We start from the raw sequence: 25,267 nt of genomic DNA, 5'->3' as shown, positions 1-25,267 counted from the left end.
TCAAAATTCAAAGTGGCGAGGCTTTCCGCCACATCCTTCTAAAAGCCAATGGCAGATTTCCATTCGCCTTTGTCTTCAATCTTCAACTGCTCCCGAATATCCAGCCGGTTGCGAATGAGCCGGTAACGATCATCCTCAACGAGGACTTCCGCTATAAGATCTCTGGAATTGTAGGTGGAGGACATGGTTGCGCCGTATGCACCAGCACAGTCAAAGGCGACCAGATCACCAGCGGCGAGCTCTCCGAGACCTTCGTAATAACCAAAATCATCCGAACTTTCACAAATGGGACCAACAATCCTATGTTGTGACTTCGCATTCTGTTCTGGTTCATTAATCGGGATAACAGGATGGGTCGCGTCATAGAGTGCGGGACGAATAAGATCATTCATGCCACTGTCAATGATAGCAACAGCGTCGCTATCGACGTCTTTCAGATACAGAACTTCGGTTACAAGAAGCCCTGCCCGACCAACGAGCCAACGCCCGGGCTCTACAGTCAATTTGCAGCCAAGGTTGCCCACGGTTTCAGCAATGATTGCCGCATATTCTTTGACATCAGGTCCGGGCTTTTCGCCGATCGAAATTCCAATGCCACCACCAAGATCAAGATGCGGAACCTCAAGACCTTTTAAACGCAAATCGCGAACCAAATCCGACATCGTTGAAAATGTATTCCTGAATGGCGACAGATCCTGCATCTGGGAGCCGACATGGACTGCTAGACCCTTAAGCTCCAATTCCGCACATTTAGAAGCCGATGCATAAACGCGCGGCACTTCGGCAATTGGAATGCCAAATTTGCTCTTCTTTGTTGCTGTCGTAATCTTCGCATGAGTTTTTGCGTCGACGTCAGGATTAACCCGCAATGCAACCGGTGCTCGCGTTTTAAGAAGGCGTGCGATGTCAATGATCTCGTCCAATTCAGCTGCTGATTCAACATTAATCTGATGAACGCCAACCTTAAGTGCCCTCTTAATTTCCTGACGCGTTTTACCGATGCCTGAAAAAATGACACTTTTCGCCGGGATACCAGCCGCGAGCACGCGCTCCAGTTCTCCACCGGACACGATATCCATGCCGCAGCCCAACTCAGCCAGCAAACGCAAAACAGCAATGTTGCTATTTGCCTTAACTGCAAAACAGATCGAAACGTCAATCTTGTTCAGCTCTTCCGCCAGCGTTTGATAAGCCCATTTTATGGCATCCGTAGAATAGCAATAAAATGGCGTCGGAATATCCTGCGCAATTTCGCTAAGGCGAACCTTTTCAGCGTGAAGCTCTCCTTTTTTGTAAGAGAACCACGTGCAGTTTGACTGCCGCTGATTAACCGACGACGACGTTTTCATTGTATCACCCATTTTTCCCCAATCGTTGTAGGGGGTGTTTTGGGAATATAATTCCAAAGTTTTTTATGCTTGTGAAATGCTCAAAAACTCTTTTTTATTCAAAATTGATATATAGAGAGGGTGCTGGCTGATGAGAAAACTGAACCAGAGGCAAATTGAAGTTTTCAATGCCATTATGGTCAATAAGAACATGACTGTTGCGGCTGCTCATTTGAACACATCGCAACCCACCATCAGTCGGGAACTCCGCGACATGGAAGAGCGGATCGGCTTTGATCTTTTCATTCGTTTTGGCAAGCGTTTAACACCAACAGATCAGGCATTTCTTCTACATGATGTGGTGCGGCGAGCATTCATTGGCATGGACGAAATCAGCCGCGCAGCCTCAGCGATACGCACGCATAATGCAGCTAACTTTCGTATCGCAACCATCCCCGCTTATGCGGAATCGATTATTCCAAGGGTTGCAAAAAGGCTACAAAATTCGAAGACCAGCGTTCATCTTTCGCTTCATTCCCACGAAGAAATCTCGCTTCAAAACGAGATGATGACGACTGTTTTCGATCTCGGTATCACAGAGGGACAGTTCGAGTACCAAGGTTTCTGCCACGAGCAAATTGACGTTGGATCGCTCGTATGTGTCATACCAATCAATCATCCGCTGACACAGAAAAACGTATTAACCCCGCAAGATTTCGACTGCGTTCCTTACGTTTCATTTTCGCAGGATGATCCGTACCGTCGCAAAGTCGATGAAATCTTTGCGCAGAACGATATTATGTGCCGCTACTCTGTTGAGACCACAACCGCGGCCAGTGTTTGCTCAATGGTCATGGCCGGACTGGGCGTTTCCATCGTCAATCCTCTGACAGCATGTGACTATCTTGAAATGGGCATTGCGCTACGGCGTTTCAGCATTGAAATCCCATATACGATGCACTTATGGCATCCACAAAAAAGCAAGAATGCACGGCTGATCGCCAAGTTCATGACTCTCATGCAGGAAGAAGCCACAACAGTAAAAGATACGCTAAGAATCAAGCTAAATAGATAAAATTTAAGAATTTTTTTATAAAATTCAGGCAAGGTATTGTACTTCTAAGTCCGTTTAAAACGTGCGCATTATCGCCACACCATGAAAAACTCCTTAGCGATCAACGCGGACAGTTAACAGCACTAACCGGACCTGAGTTCAGGGATAAGGCAAGCAGGTGGGGTATAAGTATGGGTTTTAAAGCGTCAGAATCAACTCACAAAGGGCGGTGCAAGTCCCTGGCTTCTGCACAAGTGTTTCTACCATGCCAAAGTCGAGTCATTTGCGTTAAAATTGCGGCCTAGCAACTCAAACCTTTCGTAAACTCGATCTATCCCAAGGCCTTAGGAAGGGCGCTCTGGGATTTCTCCACCGACCGTTTCTGTATCGAACGCAACACCCTTATCATCCATCTTTATCAATTCGACAATAGGCCGCAGCGAAGTTCAGGCGCAATCACGTTTTGGGCGCCTCCCCAGAGACCCCTGCGACCCACGAATTCACCCCTGAAAGGGTGTTAACGCTAAACGCCGTAGTATGTGGGGCAAATCCGGTGGGATGTTTCTGATTTAGAGTTGAAATCAAGAATCCGCGCGTGCAGAAAATCTGCTGTCCGCTTTCCAGACTTCCAGTCAAGCTTCGCAGCGGTTGTCCGTGACTGACGACAACATAGTACACTATATTTTTGAAGGGAACTAATCCCACAACCAGCTAGTGATAGGGATGAATTAAACAATTACTGACTATCAATAGCCCACGAAATGTTGTTGGAAATCAAACAGCCAAGTCTTCTACCCGTAAACCAGGAACACGATCAAACTCTCTGCGATTGTTCGTAACCACAATCAGACCACGTGAGCGGGCGTGGCCAGCTATCAATTGATCGTATGGGCCTAAAGGAGTTCCATTACGCGCCAATTCGGCACGTAATTGGGCCGTATGGTTTGCTGCCGGTTCATCATACGATAATACTTCAAGGCGAGCTGCAAACACCTCCACGACTGCAAAGTTTTTTCGGGATTGTCGGATTTTTCCGCCCCGTAAATCAATTCCATCAAGCTCATCGAGCTAATGCACAATTGATCGCGGAAGCGGTTAAACGCTTCCCGAACTTGCTGTGGTCTGTTCTTAATCGTAAAAATACATATATTCGTAGCCAGCATGTACTTCAGCATTACAGCGCCTCGCGTTCCTGCGATGCAGGCTGATCACGCTCAATCATGAAGTCGGATGTGGGCTCAATACCTTCAAACCAGCTATCCCACACCTCCCCAGCAGGTGCAATAATTCGAGTGCGCCCCACAGCAACAATATCGACACGCTTCACGTCGGCAGGCAAAGCTACTGACTTTGGCAAGCGGATAGCTTGACTTCGATTGCTTTGGAATACTGCGCCCTGTTCCATCTTCGTAATACCTCATTATCCATATTGATATCATATCGATAGCCAACCGTCCGGGATATACTTTTAGATGTCAATGAGGCAGCCTAATTGAAACTTAAGACCATCAATGAAATTCCCATACGCGCGTACAAGGCCGAAAAACCTGGCCTATAATCCCGAGGGTATCCGCAGCATCCAGAGTGCCAGGCAAGATTCTCCATTCCAATTCAAGTTCGTCGGCCCATATAACAATACGAGGTGTGATGGGCATCAGCAGCCCATCGTCGACCTCATTAACTTATAATGCAAGATAGTCAAAGCACTTCGACATATAAGATAACCTGGAGCTTTTGTCTTGTTGTCCGCAACTCAAATTGTTAAAAGCTAAAATAGATAATTTGAGGAAGATCAGGGTAATGATCAATAAATATGAGCCGCTGCCTCGCACCAGGGGCAGTCTTGTCGTCAAAACAAGTGACGAGCTTAAAGAGGCGATCCAAGCTGGCACTTTTAAGCCAGGTATGAAATTGCCAAGCGAAGCGAAGCTAACGGAATCCATGGGTGTGAGCCGGACAGTCATTCGAGAGGCTATCGCAGCGTTGCGCGCAGACGGGCTTGTTGAAGCGCGACAAGGAGCAGGTGTATTCGTGCTTGAAGCGCAGCCGCAAGAGACATTGCCGTTTCAAAACCTGAATTACGAGCGAATTTCGTCTGTTATTGAGCTTCTGGAGCTTAGAACAGGCGTCGAGATCGAAGCTGCCGGACTTGCTGCGGTAAGGCGCTCACCGCAGCAGGAAGAAAATATATTCATTCGCCACCGACAAGTTCTGGCCTGCCTTGAAGCTGGAGAATCCACGGCCGAGGCGGATTTCGCATTACATATTGCCATAGCCGACGCATCCAACAATCCGCGGTTTCGAGAGTTCCTGACGATGATCGGTAACGGCGTTATCCCACGCGCAGCTCTTCAGCCTGGTAATGATACAAGTTCTGGCAATTATATCGCTCACCTGCATCAAGAGCATGAACGGATCATCGAAGCTATCGCAACCGGAGATGAAGATGGTGCACGAGAAGCGATGCGTAGCCACCTGAAGGGTAGCCAGATGCGGTATCGCGCAATTTTGCGGCAGGCACGCGATAACTTATAATATAAGTTATTGACACTCATCATCTGACTCTACTACAGTCCCTATGAAACTTCGCTCTAAAGGGAACTTCATATGGAACCGCAACAGATCAAACAAAAACTGGGCGCCGGATTGCTGTCTTTTCCGGTCACGCATTTCGATACTGAAGGGCGGTTTACGCCTGAAAGCTATAAAGCGCATGTCGAATGGCTCTCCAGCTTCGACGCGCCGGTTCTTTTCGCAGCTGGCGGAACAGGTGAGTTTTTCTCACTGCTTCCAGACGAGATTCCTGCGATTGTATCTGCCGCCAAGGACGCTGTAGGCAACAGCGACACAGCTATTGTTTCGGGTTGCGGTTACGGAACTGAAGTCGCTATCGATATTGCACGATCGGCGGAAAAAGCAGGTGCAGACGGCATTCTGCTTTTGCCCCATTACCTGATTGATGCACCACAGGAAGGCTTGTACGAACATATTAAACGCGTTTGCCAGTCGATTGGTATTGGCGTCATGGTCTACAATCGTGATAACTCGGTCATCCAGCCTGACACATTGGCTCGCTTGTGTGATGACTGCCCTAATCTCGTGGGCTTTAAGGATGGTGTCGGCGACATCGGGCTTGTTCGTCAGATCACGGCAAAAATGGGCGACCGTCTGACCTATCTGGGTGGAATGCCGACAGCAGAACTCTTTGCGGAAGCCTATCTCGGCGCAGGCTTTACCACCTATTCATCGGCAGTATTCAACTTCGTTCCAGGTCTGGCAGTTGAGTTTTATAAAGCCCTTCGCGCTGGCGAACGTGCCACGTGTGAACGCATTCTGAATGACTTCTTTTATCCGTTCATGGCCATTCGCAACCGCCGCAAAGGCTATGCTGTCGCAGCAGTCAAAGCTGGCGTTCGTCTGCAAGGTTTTAACGCTGGCAAGGTCCGCTCGCCTCTCTCCGATCTGACGCGTGAGGAAGAGGGAATGCTTGAAGCTTTGATCGGCAAATATGCTCGAAAGCAGGCTGCATAAGTCCCAACTACAAACAAAAGCCGCAAGTTTTCACCTGCGGCTTTTCACTTTTAAGCACTCTTCTAAGATAGAGAGGCAACCATATCTTTCAGACGCGAACATGCTTGAATAAGTTCTTCATCGGAAGCTGCAATCGATAGCCGAATAAAACCCGGCGCACCAAACGCGATCCCTGGAACACTGGAAACGCCAAAAGCATTGAGCAAATAACTTGCAATGTCCGTATCATCATTAAGCGTTACGCCCGACGGCGTTTGTCTTCCAAACAGCTGCTCCACCCCGATAAATGCATAAAAAGCACCTGCTGGTTTGAGAAACTCAATCTCAGTTATTTGACAAAGATAACCAGATACCAAATCGGCACGGCGGCTGAAAGTGTGCGCTGCATCCGCAACAAAATCCTGATCGCCATCAAGTGCTGCTTTTGCCGCCGCCTGTGCAATGCCACACACAGATGTGACGCTTTGAGATTGCATTTTATTGATCGCAGCGATCAGCCCCTTGGGGCCTGCCACATAGCCAACACGCCAACCCGTCATGGCATATGCTTTGGAAACACCGTTGACGATCATCGTGCGCTCACGCAATTGCGGGCATACACTCCCAAAAGAGACAAATGGGACATCGCTTAGCAGGATGTGTTCATAAATCTCGTCAGAAAGAATGAGAATGCGTTCGTGTCGTTCGAGCACAGCAGCCAATTGCGTATATTCATCAGCGCTGTAAACTGCACCAGTCGGATTGGATGGCGAGTTGAGCATTAGCCAACGCGTGCGCGGGGTGATCGCTGCTTTAAGCTGCGCTGACGTGAGTTTAAAACCCGTTTCAGGTCCGCAGTTCATGAAAACCGGTTTGCCACCGTGCAGTGAAACAATATCGGCATATGAAACCCAACATGGCGTCGGAATAATAACCTCATCGTCCTCCTCAAGGGTGGCGAGAAATGCGTCGAATAAGATTTGCTTTGCACCATTCGCGACCGTCAGTTCGTCGAGGCTAAAATCCAGCTGATTGTCGCGTTTGAACTTGGCAGTAATCGCGTTACGAAGTGCTTCCGTTCCCGCGGCAGCCCCATAGCGAACACCACCTGCTTTCACCGCAGCACAGGCGGCATCGACAACATGGGCTGGTGGCTCGAAATCCGGTTCCCCCAAAGATAAGTCGACAATATCACGGCCTTCGGCGCGTAGCTTTTTAGCGGCCATCGAAACTGCCATACTGGGTGAAGCTTTCACACCTGCTGATCGGCGGTTTTCATAATTCATTTTGAACGCTCTTTTCCAAACATTGAGACAAAAGAAGCCGCCCATGCGGCGGCTTCTGAAAGTCTTGCAATTACCGGCTTATGACATAGTCAAATTCGAGATCACGTTGCACGGCCTCTTCACACCGCTTCTCGACAGGGCCATAACCGCCGCCACCGGGTAGCTCCAGGATAAGACGGCGACCAGCGGGCACATGCTGTCTGCCCTTGGCATTAAGGACTGTGCCGTCATCGAGCACGACAGCTCCGGCGGCTCCATCTTCGCCACCTTCACGACCACGCGGCGGATGCTTGATGCGATCGAACATGGCGTTAAAGTAAATTTCATGCCCTTCGGTCGGCGCAATCTCAACAACCTGCCCAAGACCACCACGATATTGACCTGCACCACCAGATCCGTCGCGCAATTCCTTACGCCAGAATATAACCGGGCCGACATGTTCGGTGGCTTCAATCGACATCGAATGAACGCCACTTGGAAAGGCGGTGGCACTTAAACCGTCGAGTTGCGGACGCGCACCCGTTCCACCACTATTAAACAATAAGACTTCGGCACGATGTCCGCCATTCTTTGGCGCATTTTCCCCGGTCAATGGCCGCGCACTGACATGAAGGTTCCACAAGGCACCGGAACCTTCCGCCGGAATTTTTCCCGGTAGCATCTTGTGAACCGCACCAAGTACCGCATCGGGCACGAGATGACCAAGAACGTGGCGGACTGAAACAGGTGCCGGACGCTGCGCATTAAGAATACAGTCTTTCGGCGCAGTCACCTTGAATGGCAACAGCGAGGCATGATTGTTCGGAATTTCCGGTGCAAGGGAACATTTCAAGCCATAGCATGCATAGGCTGCTGAATAGATCAACGGACAGTTAATCCCCTTAGGGCTTGGCGCGGATGTCCCAGCGAAGTCGGCCAGAATATGATCGGAATGCACATCAAGGCGGACAACAATGTCGATGGGATCAAGATAACCATCGACCCGCATGACATTGGAATAGGATCCATGCGGCAAAGCAGCAAGCCGTTCGAGCGTTGCATCATAGCTGCGCTTGAAAATGAATTCAGCCAGTCCCTCAAGGTCGTCGAGATGAAATTCATCCATCATGTCCATCAGACGGCGATGACCGATTTCATTACAAGCGGCAAGCGAATAGACGTCACCAACAACCTGATGGCTTTCACGCACGTTGTTGCGCAGAATATTGACGAGGTCCTTATTGACCACACCGCGTTCCGCAAACTTCATGATCGGCACAAAAATGCCTTCCTCATAAACTTCATTTGCGTCGGGTCCAAAACCACGGCCGCCGACATCAACAACGTGTGCCGTACAGGCAAAAAAGCCGGTTAACTCGCCTTTGCGAAAGCTTGGCGACACGACGGTAAAGTCGTGCAGATGTCCTGTGCCCTTCCATGGGTCATTGGTAATGTAAACATCACCCTCAAAAATATTCTCACGGCCAATGTCATTGATGAAATGGCCGACTGCTTCCGCCATGGCATTGACGTGTCCAGGGGTGCCGGTGACGGCCTGAGCGATCATCAAACCAGCGCGGTTGAAAACACCCGCCGAAAGATCGCCGGATTCACGCACACTCGTACTGAAAGCGGTGCGGATGAGCGTCACTGCCTGTTCTTCAACAACAGAAATAAGTCGGTTCCACATGATCTGCATATGGACGTCTGAAATAGGTTTCTTTGTCATGATAACATTCCTCAAGCAGCTTTTGCGCGCAATAACAGGCATCCATCGGCCTGCATGACCACTTCGCGGCTAGCAGTCACAATGGTTGATGTTTCGCGTTCTGTAATGACCGCAGGTCCGGCGATCCAATCACCCGGTTTCATATCAGCACGTTCAACCACAGAGGCATCCAGAAAGCGCTCTTCGAGAACATCGAATATCTGACGCTGACCAGACACGGATGCCCGCGACTGTTTGTTTACAGGCTTTGCAGGTGATGGAGCGGCCGCATCTGCGCTTGCACGTAACGACCAGCTCACGATTTCAACGTCCAGATCATCAATCACACGACCGAAGAAACGTTCATAGCATTCATCGAAAAGACCGCGGAAAAGACCAGCATCCGCATCCTGATAGTCACGAACTTCGATAGTTACGGGTACTTCCCAGCCTTGACCCGCATAGCGCATGTAGGCCGTACATTCGAGCGATGGGTTCGCATCAGGCGCACCCGAACGGACAAAGGACGTTGCTTCCTCGACCAGTTCGCGGATGACCGTGTTGATCGCGGTGCCATCAAAACGGCTCAGGCGACTATAGGCACTGCGGACAGATTCAAAACCAAAAGGAGCGCGCAGAAAGCCGATTGCCGAGCCGACGCCTGCACCGGGTGGAATGAGAAGATCATTAACACCGAGCTTTTCGCAAAGACGTGCCGCATGAACAGGCGCTGCTCCACCGAAGGCAATCATTGTGAATTCCGATAATTCCTTGCCGTTTTCGACCGCATGCATGCGCGCTGCGTTGCTCATGTTCTCGTCAACGACTTCACTCAAACCATAAGCAGAGGTTGCAACATCTGAACCGAGTTTACTTCCAATATCAGCTTCCATCGCCTTTTCAGACGCATTGCGCGACAGCTTCATGGCACCACCAGCGAAGCTGTCGGGATCAAGGCGACCGAGAATAACATCAGCATCCGTAACGGTTGGATGAATACCACCACGATCATAGCATGCAGGGCCCGGTTCTGAGCCAGCACTATGCGGACCAACGCGGATCTGACGCATCGAATCCACCGTTGCAATCGAGCCGCCACCGGCGCCGATCTCGACCATTTCGATAACCGGAATAGAAATTGGCATGCCGCTACCCTTCTTGAAGCGATATGTACGTGCCACTTCAAAGGTCTTCGACGTCTTAGGAACCTGTTGTTCGATCAAACAGATTTTGGCGGTTGTCCCACCCATATCGTAGGAAACGACCTGATCAAGCTTGTGGTTGGCCGCAATATAGGCCGCAAAGATAGCGCCTCCTGCGGGTCCCGATTCAAGCAGACGAACCGGAAATTCAATCGCACTTTCAATACTAATGATACCACCACCCGAATGGATCATGAAGACAGGAGAGACCAGCCCCTCTTCGCGCAAACGGCCAACAAGACGATTGAGATAAGAAGCCATCAGCGGCTTTACATAGGCGTTCGCACAAACCGTATTGAAGCGCTGGAACTCGCGCATCTGTGGCGACACTTCCGATGAGATGGACACCGACAGATCAGGCTTTTTCGCCAACAACCGATCACGGAAGCGGCGTTCATGTTCTCCGTTGAGATATGAATGAATAAATCCGACGGCGACGCTTTCATAGCCTTCCGCAATAATACGGTCGCAGAGCGTGTCGACTTCCTTCTCATCAAGCGGCTTAAGAATTTCTCCCGTTGCTCCAATACGCTCATCGATTACCAATCGGTCATTGCGCGGAACAAGTGGTGCTGGCAGGACAATATCCAGATCATACTGCTCGAAGCGACTTTCAGTGCGCATTTCGATAACGTCACGGAAGCCCTTTGTCGTCACCAGTGCCGTCTTGGCACCGCGCCGCTCAATCAACGCATTCGTAGCAAGTGTTGTGCCGTGAATAACGGTGTCGATCTGCTCAAGCTTAACTCCAGCTTTTTCAGCCACTTCAGCAATGGCTTTGATGATCGCGTTTTCCGGAAATGCGTAATCCGTCAGCACCTTGGTCGAATGAAGAGTCTCACCAACTTCCATCGCCACATCAGTAAAGGTTCCGCCAATATCGACACCAACCCTGATCAGTTTGCCATCTATCGTCATGTTCTTGCTTAACTCCCAGAAAGAGATCAATACGGTATGTGCGGGCGCAGCTGGAAAGCTGTAAAGCGGCACGTGTCTATCGGTTCCCGCAAATATCCTTTGCGGGTTCAATGTCGTCGAATGTGCATGCTTTGGTGGTGGTGTACGGTTAGCGCCGCACACAATCTAACTCAAATCACGGGATAACTATTGCTTGCCCGTAAAGTCTACACCATCAAGCTCGGTTGGTAGTTTTGGGCGATCAACACCAATCCACTTTTTATAAAGCGCATCCAATGATCCGTCGGCATTATGCCGCGTTACGAAATCATTGAGATAGTCGAGCATTTCCTGGTCGCCCTTACGAACAGCCATGGATTGAATATTATCTGCAGCCTTATACTTGCGGTCATAGTTATCGCCATTCCCCGTGCTGTCGATCACCAAACCATAGGTCAGACTTCCAAGAATAGCGTCTACCTGTCCAGACAAAAGGGCTTGCACGGTTGTTGCATCATCATCGAAACCTTTGGTTTTTGTGCCCGCTGGTGCAACCCTTCTAAGGATCGGCTCAAACGCGCTGCCTCGGTTGACACCTATTGTATAGTTGGCAAGATCTTCATTGCCTTTAATGGCGAGGTCTTTTTTACCCCAAACAGTGATGTCATTTGCGGAGTAAGGCAGAGCAAACTGAATGACCTTGGCGCGTTCCGGCGTGACCGTCATAGATGGCACAAGGAAATCAACCATACCATTGGTTAGCAATGGAATACGGTTTTGGCCGGTAACGCGTTCGAACTTGACCTCGACTCCAAGCTCCTTGGCAATCAGATTGGCGACTTCAATGTCGTAGCCACCATTTTTGCCATTCTCGTCAATAAAGCCCCATGGAAACTGGTCCATCTGAACCCCAACAACGGCGACACCCTTGGCTTTGATTTCGTCAGGTGATGCAGCCAGTGCAGTACCCGAAGCCCAAAGAGATGCAACAACTCCTGCTGCCAGACTAAATGCGATCTTCGAAAACATGTTCTTACCTCTGGTTTATTTATTGTTGATTTAACGTGACGCGTTGAGGCGCTTCTCGATCCGGGCGCTGTAGTAAGTGAGCGGAACACAAATGACGAAATACATGAGACCCACCGTTCCAAAGACTTTCATCGGCTCGAAAGTGATATTTGCCATGAGCTGTCCTGATCGCGTGAGCTCGGTCAGCCCAAGCAATGCGGCTAACGCTGTTCCCTTGATAAGATTGACCAGAAATCCGATGGTCGCGGGCAGACCGATGCGAAATGCCTGTGGCAGTACGACATCCTTCATACGATCAAAATATCCAACGCCGAGCGCACGTGCAGCCTCGTCCTGACCGGTCGGAACAGCTTCAATACTTCCACGCCAGATTTCGCCTAGAAACGCACTGGCATGCAGCGAAAGTCCGACGATCATGGCTACCCAAACATCGACACGAAGGCCCAACAGCGGCAAGCCAAAATAGACAAAGAAGAGCTGGATAAGCAGCGGTGTACCCTGGAAAATCTGGATATAGGTGGCCATCGTATAACGCAGCCATTTCATCCGGCTGGTACGCCCAAGCGCAACCATTAAGCCCGCAAGCCCTCCGAAAGTAAAAGCGAGGATTGACAACAAGACCGTCCAGCGTGCGCCTTCAAGGATGAAAAAGAATTCTCCTGAACCAAAACTACGGATCATCGCTAAGCCTCACTTCGTCGGATAGGAAAAGTAGGTTCTGCCGATGAATTGCAGAACGATGGAGAAGAACTGCGATAGTGCAAGATAGATAACGCCCAGTATGAAATAGACCTCAAAACTTCGGAACGTTTCTGAATCGATCATCTGTCCCACATAGGTCAGTTCTTCCGCAGAGATGGATGCCACCAGGCTTGAATTGAGCATCATCAGAATGAACTGACTGCACAAAGCGGGGTAGACTGCGCGAATGGCGGGGCGGAAGATAATGAAGCGGTAAATATCGAATGTATGAAGCCCCAATGCCTTGCCAGCTTCAACCTGCCCAACCTTGATTGATTCAACACCACCGCGAACAATTTCAGCAGCATAGGCCGCGCAATTCAGCGTCATCGCCAAAATTGCCGCCTGTTCAGCAGTCAGCGTGATCCCCATGGAAGGCATGCCAAAAAAGATAAAAAACAACTGCACGAGAAAAGGAGTATTCCGGATCAGTTCGATATAGCCAAACGCGATAAGCGCAATTGGCCTGATCGAGCTCATGCGCATAAGCATGAAAACAATACCGAGCAGCAGGCCCAAAATCATCGACGTGGACGATATTTTCAGCGTCAGGATTGCGCCATTAACGAGCGCCGGCCATGCTGCCAAGACTGGTCCAAAGTCAAATATATAATGCATTCGCTATCTCCCACTTATCACCTTTGTTCCCCTTATTGTCAGTGGTTGAGAATCTGCCCGAGAAACGCTTTGGCGCGCTCATGTTTGGGATTGCTGAAAAATTCGTTGGGTGGAGCGCTTTCGATAATCTCGCCGCGATCCATGAAAATCACGCGATGGGCAACTGCGCGCGCAAAACCCATTTCATGGGTTACACAGATCATCGTGATGCCATCATCAGCAAGACATACCATAGTATCAAGCACCTCTTTGACCATCTCGGGATCAAGCGCTGAAGTCGGTTCGTCAAAAAGCATGATCTTGGGGTCCATACAAAGTGCGCGCGCAATGGCAACCCGCTGCTGCTGCCCACCGGATAGCTGAGCTGGATACTTGTTGGCCTGATCCGCAATATGGACGCGGTTGAGAAAATGCATTGCTTTCTCTTTCGCAGCCGGCGTCGACGACTTGTGCACGCGGCGCGGAGCGAGCATGCAATTTTCCAGCACGGTCATATGCGGAAACAAATTAAACTGCTGAAAGACCATCCCGACATCGCGGCGAATATGATCGACATTCGCTCCTTTGTTGCCCAAACGGGTTCCATTCACATCAATTATACCATCTTGTATTTCTTCGAGGAAATTAATGCAGCGTATCAGCGTGGATTTTCCAGAACCGGAAGGACCGCACAGCACGATATGCTCGCCGCGATTAACCTCCAGATTGATGTCTCTGAGGACGTGAAGCTGGCCATACCATTTGTTGACCGCACTCATCTTGATGGCTTTGTCAGTCATCTAACTCTCGCTTCGTTATATCAGCAGAATGGAAACAGCGCTTTAAGCCCGAACCTCAAAAATCGCATCGACTTCAACGGCGAAACCACGCGGCAAGGAGCCTGCACCCAAAGCAGTACGCGCGTGACGACCTTTCTCGCCAAGAATTTCAACGAGAAGATCAGAAGCCCCATCAATGACAGCTGGATGATCCTTAAAATCGGGCACTGCATTCACAAAGCCGCGCACTTGCAGACAAGCATTAATGCGGTCAAGATCGCCTTCAAGCGCAGTGGACACACGCGCTAGAATATTAAGCGCACAGATGCGGGCTGCCTGGTAAGCCTCTTTCACATCCATCGTGCCACCCACCAAGCCAATATAGCAATCAATACCGTCAACGCGCGGAACCTGCCCCGAGATATAGAGCGTATCACCGCTGAGCCTGAACGGGACATATGTGCCGTTTGGTGCAGTGATCTCAGGAATAGTGATACCGAGTTCTTTTAGCCTGGATGAAACCGATCCCATCATGTTTCCCCTTATTGTTTTCCGCAATTCCTGCTTTGATCACCTGTTATGTGACATAGAAAGAATGTGATATTATCACTTGCGGTTTTGTTATGACATCAAATTCGCGGAAATATTACTTCTTGTCAAGATGGATTATGAGATGTCGTACAGCGTTTGCGACATATTCAAGAGCTGCATTTTATTGTTTTAAAATAATGTCTTATCAAGGTTCCGCCCTGTATAATTAGTTTCTGTCTGATAAATTTTTAAATGGAATCTCTTTTTGAAATGCACATCTTGGATTGGATTTTCTTGGGCTCAGGAATCTGAATTCATACAAATTTTAACCAAAAGGCAAACGAATTTAGCAGGAGATAATATCACCTTATCAATGATAATATCTTGCTTCTTTCGTGAAGGCATCGTAACAAAGCTGAGAGATGAGAAAATGAATTGAGCGGGATAGATTTTCATTGAAAACACTGACATCGCGAACGATTGACAATCTCAAGGCGCTGATTACCGATGGAACACTCCAAAATGGAGACAAGCTCCCCACTTTGGCAGAGCTCGGCGACACGCTTGGCGTCAGCCGAACGGTTATTCGCGAAGCGATTGCAGCCTTACGCTCAGACGGATTGCTGGAGGCGAAACACGGAGTGGGTATCTTTGTTCGCGATCAGGACAAAGCCATTGTCGCACCCGGCGAAGCCTCCACCATTCTGGAGCCGCTCGGTCTTTTATCCCTACCCTTTATGGACTTGCTTGAATTACGAATGGCATTTGAGGTTCATGCGGCCGGGTTAGCTGCTCAGCGCAGATCATGGGCACAGGAAGCTAAAATGTGGGAGGCTCTTAAACAGTTTGAGAACTCGCAGGATGACGAAGCGGCATTAGATGAACTTGATTTTGTTTTCCATCGATGCATAGCGGAAGCTACAAACAACCTTGCTTTCATCGAATTTTTCAGCGTAATGAGCGTGAAAATGCTGCCGCAGCCCGCGTTCTCACGCAATCTCAACCCCGCTCTGATCACGCCGGAATATATTCAGAACACGGTTGTAGAGCATCGCGCTATTTGCGAAGCGATCAGCTCAGGCGACACGGAAAAAGCCCGCAATGCGATGCAGGCTCACCTTACCCGCAGCCATCAGCGCTATAGAGGCTTTTCAGGGAGTGTGGGTTCACCATTGAGCAATATTACCGAAGCTTAGTTATCAAACTTGTCCGCAATTAAGCTTTCACACGGCGCAAATTGCACATGTAATGGGAACTGGTCTGCGCCCTGAAAAGTGACCCTACATAAAGTATGGCTTATGAGCCTCAGAAGGACATTGAAATGGCAGCGAAAAGACATAAGGCAAAAGAGATCGTCACCAAGCTTCGTCAGATTGACGTGTTGTATGCGCAGGGAAAATAGATAGCGGAAGCGATCCGGTCGATCGGCGTGACGGAAGTCACATATTACCGATGGCGTTCCGACTACGGTGGCTTGAATGGCGATCAGGTTAAGCGATTGAAGGAACTGAGGCAGAGAATAAACGGCTGAGGCGGGCTGTTCCTGATCTCATACTGGATTAGATGATCCTTGCCGAGGCCTTCAAGGGAAACGTCTGAGCCCCGCCCATCGCCGCGCTTGCGTGCACGATGTGATAGATGGAATAAAGGAGCACGAGAGATGGGTGTGCCGGGCTTTGGGCCAGCCTCGTTCCACGCAGCGCAAGATCGCCAAGCCGCCGGATGATAAAGCAGCGTTGACTGCGGACATCATGCACTCGCCCTTAAGTTTGGTCGCTATGGCTATCGTCGCATAACGGCGATGCTGCACCAGGCTGGCTGGATCGTGAACGTCAGGCGGGTTGAGCGCATCTGGCGACGGGAGGGGCTGAAAGTGCCGCGCAAGCAACCGAAACGCAGCCGACTGTGGCTGAACGACAGCTCGTGCATGCAGCTTCGACTGGGATACCCAAATCATGTCTGGTCCTGCAACTTTGTCGAGGACCGGACGCATAACGGCAGGAAGTCCGCATGCTCAACGCGATCGATGAGTTCACGCGGGAATGCATCGCTATCAGGGTCGAGAGCAAGCTGAAGTCCGCCGGTGTCATCGACGTGCTTTCCGACCTCTTCATCTTTCGCGGTGTCCCCACCCATATTCGTTCCGACAATAGGCCGGAGTTCATCGCCAAGGCGCTACGGGAGTGGATCGCAGCAGTCGGTGCCAAGACCGCCTATATCATGCCGGGCAGTCCTTGGGAAAACGGCTATTGGGAGAGCTTCAACTTCAAACTCCGTGACGAACTGCTCAACGGCGAAATCTTCTACACGCTCAAGGGTGAGGTGGAAAAGCAATCGATCCGGTGAATCGATTGCCCACCAAACAAGATCATCATCGAAAACTGGAAACAGCGTTACAACACAGTGCGGCCCCATTCAACACTAGGCTACAAGCCACCGGCACCCGAAGCAGTCGTCTGGCCTAAACAAAATGGCCCAGCGTCAACCAGCAGTGGCAAGCAGACACAGCATGCACTACCATTACAAAGGAATCACCCCATCGGGGCAGACCAATCGAACGGACAGCCCATCTTCTGCTCTGAGAAGAGAGGCACAACCGCTAACGAATTTGTGAGCTTGAGGTCCAGTCAAGATTCTTAGCCGCACCGGATAATTATTGCATTTAATCGTAAAAAGCATGAACCATCTTTGATCGCATCACTTGTCTTAGACTGGTACCAAACCGTCACCTCATGTACCGCATGAATAATAAATAGTGCTAGAAATGGAAATTTTATACAGAATATGACAATCAATATTGCTCTATGGCTAATCGTTTTTTCCAACAACTATTGATACAATCTCAACCCATGCCGAACCTTTTCCTGTGGCCTGACGATCAATTAACTTCAACGACCCATCTTTCCGATTAATTGAATAAGAAGAAATATGATCGGATTTTTCCCCAGCAACGACAAGAAAATCGCCTTTCTTATTAATAGAAAATGACCGTGGTTGTTCTTCGGTCTGCAAAGAATTGATATATGTCAACTCTCCGGTGCTTTCGTTTCTCTTAAACCCAATTATCTGACTCGTTGTTCGCTCCGTTATATAAACGAAACTGCCATCAGGTGTAATTTGAATATCAGCTGCCCAAATTGCTTGAACATCAGGCTTTGCGGCTCCATTCTGTGAAACTGGGGGGCGTTGTTTTCCAGGCGCAAGGGTAGTATCAGCAAGGCCTTCGAAACTGCCGATTTTTTTCAATGATCCTGTTTTATGATCTATAGAAAAAGCTTCAACTGTCGCAAGAAACTGGCTAACCACATAGAGGTGTTGGTTGTCTGGCGACAAGCTCAGATGTCGCAGTCCACTTTTTTTGTCAGAGACAATTTTACGTGGGTCATTATATCTTAAGGTGCCATGTCGAGCATCGAATATAAACTTTTCTACCGCGTTCTCACCCAATGATGGCGCAAAGGCGAAACGGTTCGTCCAGTCGAGTTTTATTGCATGCGTATAATGCAGCGATTTGATCACCTGAATATCTTCCTGTGACGCTTCACCTAAATCTGACAATGATTTAATGGCAATTAAATCGCCACTGTTTGAAGATGCAAAAAGATAATTCCCCGCATTGTCGGTGGAAATATGCAGCATATTATCTTTCAGAGGCGCTGAATTTAACGTCGTCAAGATGCCTGTCTTTGGATCTATACTCATAGAATGAACTTTAAAAGGTGCTGAACGAACTCCGGCATATAGAACGTTCTTCCTGGGGTTAGATGCCAACGGCATGACAAGGCCCCCAACCCTAAAAACTTGCAACTGACGCATAATACCCTGATCATTCAGAATATAACTCGTAATTGTCCCATCTTCAGCATTTGAAACATAAATGAAACTCTTGTCCGCAGCTCTTGCGCTGGACAAATGGAAGGAGGTAGCGGCTACCACCATTAAAACAACTGTCTTTAATGTTGAGTACAATTTCATCCTCCATTAGATTAATATAAAAATAGATTGTTATTTGTCTGATCTGTTCTCCAGTCGTTTTACATCCGCACACCTAAGGCCTATTGGGTGCATCCCACGTGTCAGAATTGCCAGTTTTGCTGTCGCCTCCAACTCTTCTATTGCATTACATGCGGCCTCTACATCAAGTCCGGCAACGACTGGCCCATGATTAGCCAGCATTACTGCTGTTCTTTTTCCAGCAAGACCACGAACAGCATCACCCATGCCGGGATCACCGGGCATGTAATATGGCAACAGCTTTACCTTCCCTAACTGCATTATTGCATAAGGAGTAAGTGGCGGGAGGAAATCATCCTCATTTGTATCAGGCAGCATGGATAGCGCTACCGAGTAACAAGAGTGGAGGTGTACCACTGCCCCCGTTGCTGACCGCGTATCGTAAAACGCACTGTGAAGAGGCATTTCCTTGGTTGGCCTGTCTCCGCTTATCAATTGTCCAGCCTCATCAAACCGGCTTAACCGCGCGGGATCCAGGCGCCCGAAACTAGATCCACTTGGACTTACAAGCAGGCCACCATCGTCAGTTCGTGCGGAAATATTGCCGGAAGAGCCACCCGTAAGTCCGCGGTCAAAAATTGACTTTGCAAGACTGCAAATCTGTTCACGAAGTTTAGATTCCGTACTCATAAAGACTCCAGACGTTGGAAAGCATCCCGGAAAAATGTGGGAGCACCAAAGTTTCCCGACTTCAAAGTGAGGGCAATCTGCGTCTTATCAGACAAGCAAAAGCACCATGGTACGCCGGGAGAAATTTCCGGACCGACATCCATTTCTTTTACCTTGAGCGCCTTCGTGACAGCACCTGAGGTTTCGCCGCCAGCGACTACAAATCTCTGAACTCCCAGATTACGCGCTGCAAGCGCGCATGCGGCCAAAGCCACTTCAACGAGTTGCCCTGCTCTCTCAACACCAAGTTTCACTTGTATTTGTTTCACGCGCTCAGGTTCGGTTGTCGTATAAACAATAGGTGCACGTGTCAGATCCTGAGACGCCAGCCACTCAACAGCATAGTCATAACCATCAGTTGCAAGCCTCAACGGATCGAGTTTCAGAGCTGGGCCTCCGGCTTTCAGATATTCGGCGACTTGCAGATTGGTCATAGCAGAGACGCTGCCAGCTAAGATAATAGCTTTTAAGCCCAATGATGGGCTTGATCTTTTCTCTGCGTTTTCCGCCAGTAATCCACTTTGCAGATATAGCTCCGGAAGAGCCAGAGTTAGTGCAGAACCTCCGGTGAGGAGTTCCATATCACAACAGGCCGCAGCAACCTTTTGCAGGTCATCATTGCTTACAGCATCGATAACGATATGCGCTACCCCTTGCTCTTTTAAAGCAGCAAGACGCGCGCGTACTGCCTGAGCGCCCATTGCTATATCGGGCAATGAAATCAGCCCTATAGCGCCTGCAACCTGCGGAGCGAGCAGTCGCATCACATTGCTATCGCGCATGGGCGTCAGCGGATGATCTTTCATGGAGCTTTCTGCGAGCGGCGTTTCGTTCAGAAAAAGATTGCCCATGAAGACGCGACGCCCATTATCCGGAAAAGCGGGGCAATAGATCGTTTGCCTGACACCGGTTTTTGCCATAAGCATTTCAGCAACGGGTCCGATATTTCCCTGTGCCGTACTGTCAAAACTCGAACAATATTTCCAGAAAAACCGCTTTGCCCCTCTGCGATGCAACCAGTCAAACGCCGCAGATGTCTCTTTGATTGCTTCGCTGACGGGAGAGGTTCGGCATTTAAGGGCTATCACCTCAAAGTCAGCCCCCTCGCCGTCAGGTTCACCTGTAGGCAACCCGGCATGAAGACGAACACGGTAACCAGAACGGGCAAGCAAGCTGGCTATATCTGTTGCGCCAGTAAAATCGTCTGCTATGCATCCCAATACTGTCATGTTGGTTCCTCTATACCCGGCAAAGTCTCGATAATAGCGTTCGCGCTGCTCTGGTTGACCGCAAGTGGCGTGTCATAAAGGATCGCAAGCCGTAACAGCGACTTGACATCAACGTCGTGGGGTAGTGCCGACAACGGATCGATGAAAAAGATCAGAGCATCAAGTTTGCCCTCTGCGATCATCCCGCCAAGTTGCGCATCTCCGCCCATGGGGCCACTGAGCAATCGGCAGATATTAAGCCCCGCTTCACTTTGAAGGCGCTCACCTGTTGTGCCTGTTGCGTAAAGTTTGAGGTCTGAAAGCTTTTCAGAATGCTGTCGTGCCCACGCGACAGCAAATTCTTTCCGCGCATCATGAGCAACGATGGCTATACGTGTTGTAATCGCCCTCAATTGTTTACCCTCTTCAGCGGATTATGATCTTCAACGCGTTCACGAAGTCCTGCAATGGCCGAACAGGGAGCTGAAAATACCGGAATGCTTGTTACTGCTTTAACTGCGCCGATGGCCTGCGAGGTTGAGAAATGAGCAAGCATAATGGCATCAAAATTACGAAGTTCTGATGCAGCTTCGGCAATAAGACGGTCATGCCCATCGACATCATTATCATGCAGGCATGTCAACGCACCATCCACCAGCACACTTGTCAGCTCGGCTTGCTGACCCGCTTCACGCACGATTTCATGAAACTCGCTTTCCATTGTTGGGATTGCAGGCGCGAATGTTGCAAGCATCGCAATTCTGGGACCGCAAGCAAGTGCTTCCCGAAACATCGCTTCATTGGGCTTGAAAACAGGAATTGTTAACCGCGCAGCCATTCGTTCAATAGCTGGACCAAAGGCTGAACAGGTAACAAGAATTGCATCAGCATGAATGTCCTGTGCGTATCGTCCAAGGTCAATGAAGCGCCTCATCATAGCGCCGGACAATTCTGCCGCCTCGCGCGCACGATCCGCTGAAAGACCATCATCAAGTAAGTTGACCATTTCAGCTTCAGGCCAGAGTGCACCCAAAGTTGCCTTTACTGGAGGCATTGCCACAGTGGTTGCATGAAGAAAAACGATCCTCGGCCTATCCATTATATTCCCTCCAAAGAGACCACCCAAATTGGGGTAAGCGTTTTCATTGAAATATACCCGCACGAAATCACGTGGACTGAGATACGGTGGTCAGAAACAAGGCATCCTGTTCACGGCGCAATGGCCAGATTGTTGAACTCTCAGGCTCGACTACCATGTCGTATGTTATGACGGTGCCGGCAGGAATATCGACTGCCGCCTGGTTCCCGGTGAGAAGATGAGCTGCAGCGGGATTTCCCATGGCGACTGGTTTGGCTTCTATAATCAAAGCGGTCATCATAGGACTATGATCATTGCCAAAGACCTCACCAGCCTTGATGTCGCGCGCCGCAACTTTCACCAGATCAAAATGCGGAAAATAAGAGCCTGATCCCGTATCAATCCCCAACAGACCCGCCATGAGCAGAGACGTTGAGGTTTCAACGCCGCATAGATGATAAGGGCGATATATAACTGCGGCGGTGTCATCGTAATTTGCGATCTGGCCTTTTGTCGTAAGAATATGGTTTGAGTAGTTGTTATCGCAGCGCACCACGATAAATACACCACCCCCCAACCCGGCCTCTTCCGGTGCGCGCAGGCATGTTGCCAGATCAATTGTGTCGGTGTGATCAAAAATTCCGCCGTTGCTTTTCTCGCAATAAACGACCGGAATTTCGGTAATGCGCAATGGTGCGTGGACCAGCGAACTGATCGCTGGCTTCATACCGGTATAGTTTGCTGCAACCGTTATTTCACAAAGATCATAGCACCCCGGCTGCGGCAACTGCGCTAGAATTTCGGCGCGCTTGCGTGTGTAAAGATCGGCCTGCCCCTCGGGAATAAAATCGAGATATTTTCGATTTTCAGCCGACACGCTGACCGTCTCGACATAGGGAGGATGTATCTTCTTTTCAGTCCTGATTGACACAGTTCCGGCATCTTTGTCATAGACATACTCGCCGTCCGTTGCTTTGCCGCCGGAAAGAACCGTTAGTCCGATAGACTTTGCCCATTCAAAAAGCTGGATCAGAAGACCGTGCTGGTCGCCATCAACCGGTGTATAGACAAGGCCGGCTTCCTTCGCTTTGTGCTTGAGGATAGGCCCTACAACAACATCACAGTCCTTGGTTATCATGGCAACATGCTTACGATGCGCTATCGCGTCGAGAGCAAAACGCGCACTTGCTTCGGGTACACCTGTGCTTTCGCAAACAATGTCAACCGCTGAGAGCTGTGGAATGATTTCCGGGTGATCTGTGTAAACTCTCCGGCCTTCGCGAATGTGGACTTCAGCCTCTTCTACGGTGCTGCAGTAAACAACCTGAGACATATCAAGCCCGGCCTTTTCAAAGGCGCCTCGCGCCGCATCAACTGAAATATCTGCTATTGCAAGAATAGTCAGTCTGTCCGTGTAAGGCTCTTGCGTAACAATTGCCGTACCATAATTTCCCGCACCAATAACACCAACACGTACGGTGGTGGCTTTTGAAAACTGCTCATAAAGATGATGATAGACCATAATTAATCCTGTTCTGAACGCACTGACCATGTGCGTCGTGTTGCGCCAGATTTGGCAAAGCTTCGCCCTTCCGGGTCCTGCGCGGGGGCCCGGGGTAAGTAAGGCAGTTGGGACAAGAGCGTGCTAGTGTCAGGCAGTCGTGGTTTTATGCGACCGTCGAACCAGCAGCTTTTTCATCAATGGCCATGTGAGAAGTATCGCGCTCGCAAGAAAAATGGTTACGGCTATCGGGCTTTGAAGAAACACCATCGTGTCGCCATCTGAGCTGACAAGTGTGCGGCGGATGCCCCTTTCAAGAATTGGACCGAGGATCATACCGAGGATTAGTGGAACGGCAGGGTACTTAAGCTTTGATAGTATGTATCCGAAGATTCCGAAAAGGACAGCCAACATCACATCGAACATAGAGTAGCTGATCGAATAAATACCGAATACAACGACAGCTATAACCGCAGGGAAGAGATAGCCCTGTTTGACGAATGCAAAGCTTGCCAAAAGCGGTATCAGCAAAATTGTGATGGCGACCAGAGCGATATTCCCAATGTAGAAGCTACCAAAGATCGTCCAGACAAATTGCGGCTGCGTTTGAAACAGCATCGGGCCAGGCTGGAGTCCGATCATCAAAAGGCCGCCCAACAAGACTGCTGTTGTCCCAGAACCCGGAACACCCAAAGCAAACATCGGGATCATAGAGCCATAAGACGCAGAATTTCCTGCAGCTTCTGGTGAAACAAGCCCTTCATAAGCACCATGCCCGAAACGCTCCGGTGTTTTCGATATCCGCTTGGAAACCGCATACGACATCATCGTTGCAGCCGTTGCACCGGTACCCGGCAGAATACCAAGAATAAAACCGGATAATGTACCCACCAGCAGATCACGCCAGCAGCGGAAGGTTGTGCCCAAGTCCGGTATGAGGTCTTTGATGCGAAGCCTTGCAGGGCGCTGCTCACTGGCCGGAATGATGCGTGTTGAATACATTTCCGCGAGGCCAAAAACGCCGACGGCAAGAATAGAAAATGCAATTCCGTCAAAAAGCCTTATCTCTCCGAAATTGAACCGTGGAATACCGACGATCGGATCAAGTCCAATCGTACCTATCCATAATCCCAATCCAAGCGAAACCATCGCCTTGATCTGATCTTTACCACCCAGTGTAGAGACCAAAGATAACGCAAAAACCATGACGGCTGTCATCTCGACGGGACCGAAAGCCAGAGCGGCCTGAGCAATCGTCGTTGCGAAGATGGTTACAAGCACCATCCCAAGCAAACCACCAATAAACGAGGATGAAATGGAAAGGCCAAGTGCTTTGCCTGCTTTTCCTTGTTTGGTAAGCGGGTAGCCATCCAGAACAGTCATTGCTGCGGAAGAATCTCCCGGAATTCCCAACAGGATCGCACTGACGGCACCACCATATTGGGCACCGTAATAAACAGCACCCAAAGCCGCGATAGCTGCGGTGCCTTCAAAGCTCACCGCAACGGGGAGGAGAATTGCAACGCCGGCTGTGGGGCCGAGGCCCGGCAATGCGCCAATGAAAAGTCCAATGACGGCACCGATGAAAACCGCGAGCAATATTGAAGGACTTGAAGCAGCAACAAGCCCGTTAAGAAGCAAGGTCCAGGTTTCTAACATGGGAGATCCTTCAAGCCGCGCTCAAAGCAGCGGCACACCCAGCAGCTTACCGAAAATGGTATAGAGAGCTGCGGTGATTACGATTGCTACAGCAACGTAGCGGATAAAATATCCGAGGCTGCGGTGACCGAATATCCAACTGACGGCAAGCATAAGAAGAAAGCCAGAGGCTATCATTCCAATTAAGCCGGACAAAAAAACAAAGATTGAGATAGCAGCGCTGCATGCCAGTACGCGACCGACTTCAGCGCGCTCAATGATATCACCTATATTGGTGCGACGAATGCTGTTCAGCAGATTGATAGCAGAAAATACAAGAATCCCTGCACCAATCCAGATCGGGAAGAAGCCCGCCCCCGGTGCGCCATGATCGCTATAGCCGTAACCATAACCTTCAAGGGTTACGAAAACGCCAAATAGCAGAAAGACTGTCGACATCGCGATATCAAGATTTCGCGTCTGAAACATAATTGTTTCCCTCCCCGGCACCAGAAATA

The 25,267-nt window shown here is 49.7% G+C and carries 22 protein-coding genes and 2 pseudogenes; 5 read left to right on the top strand and 19 right to left on the bottom strand.

Annotated features, from left to right (window positions below; genetic code table 11):
* Window positions 1–38: 38 nt before the first annotated feature.
* Window positions 39–1,349 (bottom strand): diaminopimelate decarboxylase, encoded by a 1,311-nt coding sequence (gene lysA / locus J2782_RS19495; protein ID WP_310015567.1) that lies wholly within the window; start codon window positions 1,347–1,349, stop codon window positions 39–41.
* Window positions 1,350–1,479: 130 nt separating this feature from the next.
* On the opposite strand from lysA, the gene J2782_RS19490 reads away from it, so the two are divergent.
* The gene (locus J2782_RS19490) at window positions 1,480–2,403 is read left to right on the top strand and encodes a LysR family transcriptional regulator (protein ID WP_310015566.1); all 924 of its coding nucleotides are present in this window, start codon (window positions 1,480–1,482) and stop codon (window positions 2,401–2,403) included.
* Between the two features lie 753 nt (window positions 2,404–3,156).
* On the opposite strand, the pseudogene vapC reads toward J2782_RS19490, so the two are convergent.
* Together vapC and vapB are read right to left on the bottom strand one after the other, a co-directional pair.
* Window positions 3,157–3,557, bottom strand: a pseudogene (gene vapC, locus J2782_RS19485) (type II toxin-antitoxin system tRNA(fMet)-specific endonuclease VapC).
* A complete protein-coding gene (vapB, locus tag J2782_RS19480; protein ID WP_310015565.1) occupies window positions 3,557–3,787 on the bottom strand; it encodes a type II toxin-antitoxin system VapB family antitoxin in 231 nt (76 codons plus the stop codon). Before vapB ends, vapC begins: the two are co-directional and overlap by 1 nt.
* A 395-nt stretch (window positions 3,788–4,182) precedes the next feature.
* On the opposite strand from vapB, the gene J2782_RS19475 reads away from it, so the two are divergent.
* Both J2782_RS19475 and kdgD read left to right on the top strand, forming a co-directional pair.
* On the top strand, window positions 4,183–4,917 hold the full coding sequence (locus tag J2782_RS19475) for a FadR/GntR family transcriptional regulator (protein WP_310015564.1): 735 nt from the start codon (window positions 4,183–4,185) through the stop codon (window positions 4,915–4,917).
* A gap of 72 nt (window positions 4,918–4,989) precedes the next feature.
* Window positions 4,990–5,913: a 5-dehydro-4-deoxyglucarate dehydratase gene (kdgD, locus tag J2782_RS19470; protein WP_310015563.1), complete on the top strand. Its 924-nt coding sequence runs from the start codon at window positions 4,990–4,992 to the stop codon at window positions 5,911–5,913.
* Window positions 5,914–5,975: 62 nt separating this feature from the next.
* Here kdgD and J2782_RS19465 read toward each other — a convergent pair whose 3' ends face one another.
* From J2782_RS19465 to J2782_RS19430, 8 genes are all read right to left on the bottom strand, one after another.
* On the bottom strand, window positions 5,976–7,178 hold the full coding sequence (locus tag J2782_RS19465) for a pyridoxal phosphate-dependent aminotransferase (protein ID WP_310015562.1): 1,203 nt from the start codon (window positions 7,176–7,178) through the stop codon (window positions 5,976–5,978).
* Window positions 7,179–7,248: 70 nt separating this feature from the next.
* Window positions 7,249–8,886: a hydantoinase B/oxoprolinase family protein gene (locus J2782_RS19460; protein WP_310015560.1), complete on the bottom strand. Its 1,638-nt coding sequence runs from the start codon at window positions 8,884–8,886 to the stop codon at window positions 7,249–7,251.
* Between the two features lie 11 nt (window positions 8,887–8,897).
* Entirely contained in the window at window positions 8,898–10,985 is a 2,088-nt protein-coding gene (locus J2782_RS19455; RefSeq protein WP_310015559.1) for a hydantoinase/oxoprolinase family protein, read from the bottom strand.
* A 186-nt stretch (window positions 10,986–11,171) separates the two neighbouring features.
* Window positions 11,172–11,993 carry a transporter substrate-binding domain-containing protein gene (locus J2782_RS19450; protein WP_310015558.1) on the bottom strand — a complete coding sequence of 274 codons (822 nt, stop codon included), beginning with the start codon at window positions 11,991–11,993 and terminating at the stop codon, window positions 11,172–11,174.
* 30 nt (window positions 11,994–12,023) lie between these two features.
* Entirely contained in the window at window positions 12,024–12,674 is a 651-nt protein-coding gene (locus J2782_RS19445; protein ID WP_250043421.1) for an amino acid ABC transporter permease, read from the bottom strand.
* A 9-nt stretch (window positions 12,675–12,683) separates the two neighbouring features.
* Window positions 12,684–13,352, bottom strand: a complete 669-nt coding sequence (locus J2782_RS19440; protein ID WP_310015557.1) for an amino acid ABC transporter permease — start codon at window positions 13,350–13,352, stop codon at window positions 12,684–12,686.
* A 38-nt stretch (window positions 13,353–13,390) separates the two neighbouring features.
* A complete protein-coding gene (locus tag J2782_RS19435) occupies window positions 13,391–14,131 on the bottom strand; it encodes an amino acid ABC transporter ATP-binding protein (RefSeq protein WP_310015556.1) in 741 nt (246 codons plus the stop codon).
* Window positions 14,132–14,173: 42 nt separating this feature from the next.
* A complete protein-coding gene (locus tag J2782_RS19430) occupies window positions 14,174–14,641 on the bottom strand; it encodes a RidA family protein (protein WP_310015667.1) in 468 nt (155 codons plus the stop codon).
* A gap of 455 nt (window positions 14,642–15,096) precedes the next feature.
* Between J2782_RS19430 and J2782_RS19425 the strand changes: the two genes are divergently transcribed.
* Both J2782_RS19425 and J2782_RS19420 read left to right on the top strand, forming a co-directional pair.
* Complete coding sequence (locus J2782_RS19425) at window positions 15,097–15,837, top strand: FadR/GntR family transcriptional regulator (RefSeq protein ID WP_310015555.1); 741 nt, start codon at window positions 15,097–15,099, stop codon at window positions 15,835–15,837.
* Between the two features lie 125 nt (window positions 15,838–15,962).
* Window positions 15,963–17,134: pseudogene (locus J2782_RS19420) on the top strand (IS3 family transposase); the annotation flags it as partial.
* Between the two features lie 315 nt (window positions 17,135–17,449).
* Here the strand turns inward: J2782_RS19420 and J2782_RS19415 are convergent.
* The 8 genes from J2782_RS19415 to J2782_RS19380 form a co-directional block, all read right to left on the bottom strand.
* The gene (locus J2782_RS19415; protein WP_310015553.1) at window positions 17,450–18,610 is read right to left on the bottom strand and encodes a beta-propeller fold lactonase family protein; all 1,161 of its coding nucleotides are present in this window, start codon (window positions 18,608–18,610) and stop codon (window positions 17,450–17,452) included.
* 36 nt (window positions 18,611–18,646) lie between these two features.
* On the bottom strand, window positions 18,647–19,285 hold the full coding sequence (gene otnC, locus J2782_RS19410; protein WP_310015550.1) for a 3-oxo-tetronate 4-phosphate decarboxylase: 639 nt from the start codon (window positions 19,283–19,285) through the stop codon (window positions 18,647–18,649).
* Entirely contained in the window at window positions 19,282–20,553 is a 1,272-nt protein-coding gene (otnK, locus tag J2782_RS19405) for a 3-oxo-tetronate kinase (RefSeq protein ID WP_310015548.1), read from the bottom strand. Before otnK ends, otnC begins: the two co-directional genes overlap by 4 nt.
* Complete coding sequence (locus tag J2782_RS19400) at window positions 20,550–20,936, bottom strand: methylglyoxal synthase (RefSeq protein ID WP_310015665.1); 387 nt, start codon at window positions 20,934–20,936, stop codon at window positions 20,550–20,552. Before J2782_RS19400 ends, otnK begins: the two co-directional genes overlap by 4 nt.
* Window positions 20,937–20,941: 5 nt before the next feature.
* Window positions 20,942–21,631, bottom strand: a complete 690-nt coding sequence (locus J2782_RS19395) for an aspartate/glutamate racemase family protein (protein ID WP_310015546.1) — start codon at window positions 21,629–21,631, stop codon at window positions 20,942–20,944.
* 67 nt (window positions 21,632–21,698) lie between these two features.
* On the bottom strand, window positions 21,699–23,132 hold the full coding sequence (locus J2782_RS19390; protein WP_310015545.1) for an NAD(P)H-dependent oxidoreductase: 1,434 nt from the start codon (window positions 23,130–23,132) through the stop codon (window positions 21,699–21,701).
* A gap of 129 nt (window positions 23,133–23,261) precedes the next feature.
* The gene (locus J2782_RS19385) at window positions 23,262–24,770 is read right to left on the bottom strand and encodes a tripartite tricarboxylate transporter permease (protein WP_310015542.1); all 1,509 of its coding nucleotides are present in this window, start codon (window positions 24,768–24,770) and stop codon (window positions 23,262–23,264) included.
* Between the two features lie 21 nt (window positions 24,771–24,791).
* Window positions 24,792–25,238, bottom strand: a complete 447-nt coding sequence (locus J2782_RS19380; protein WP_310015540.1) for a tripartite tricarboxylate transporter TctB family protein — start codon at window positions 25,236–25,238, stop codon at window positions 24,792–24,794.
* Window positions 25,239–25,267: the final 29 nt, after the last annotated feature.

The sequence above is a fragment of the Brucella pseudogrignonensis genome (assembly GCF_031454375.1).
Taxonomy (GTDB): domain Bacteria; phylum Pseudomonadota; class Alphaproteobacteria; order Rhizobiales; family Rhizobiaceae; genus Brucella; species Brucella pseudogrignonensis_A.
This window is presented reverse-complemented; position numbering and strand designations above follow the sequence as displayed.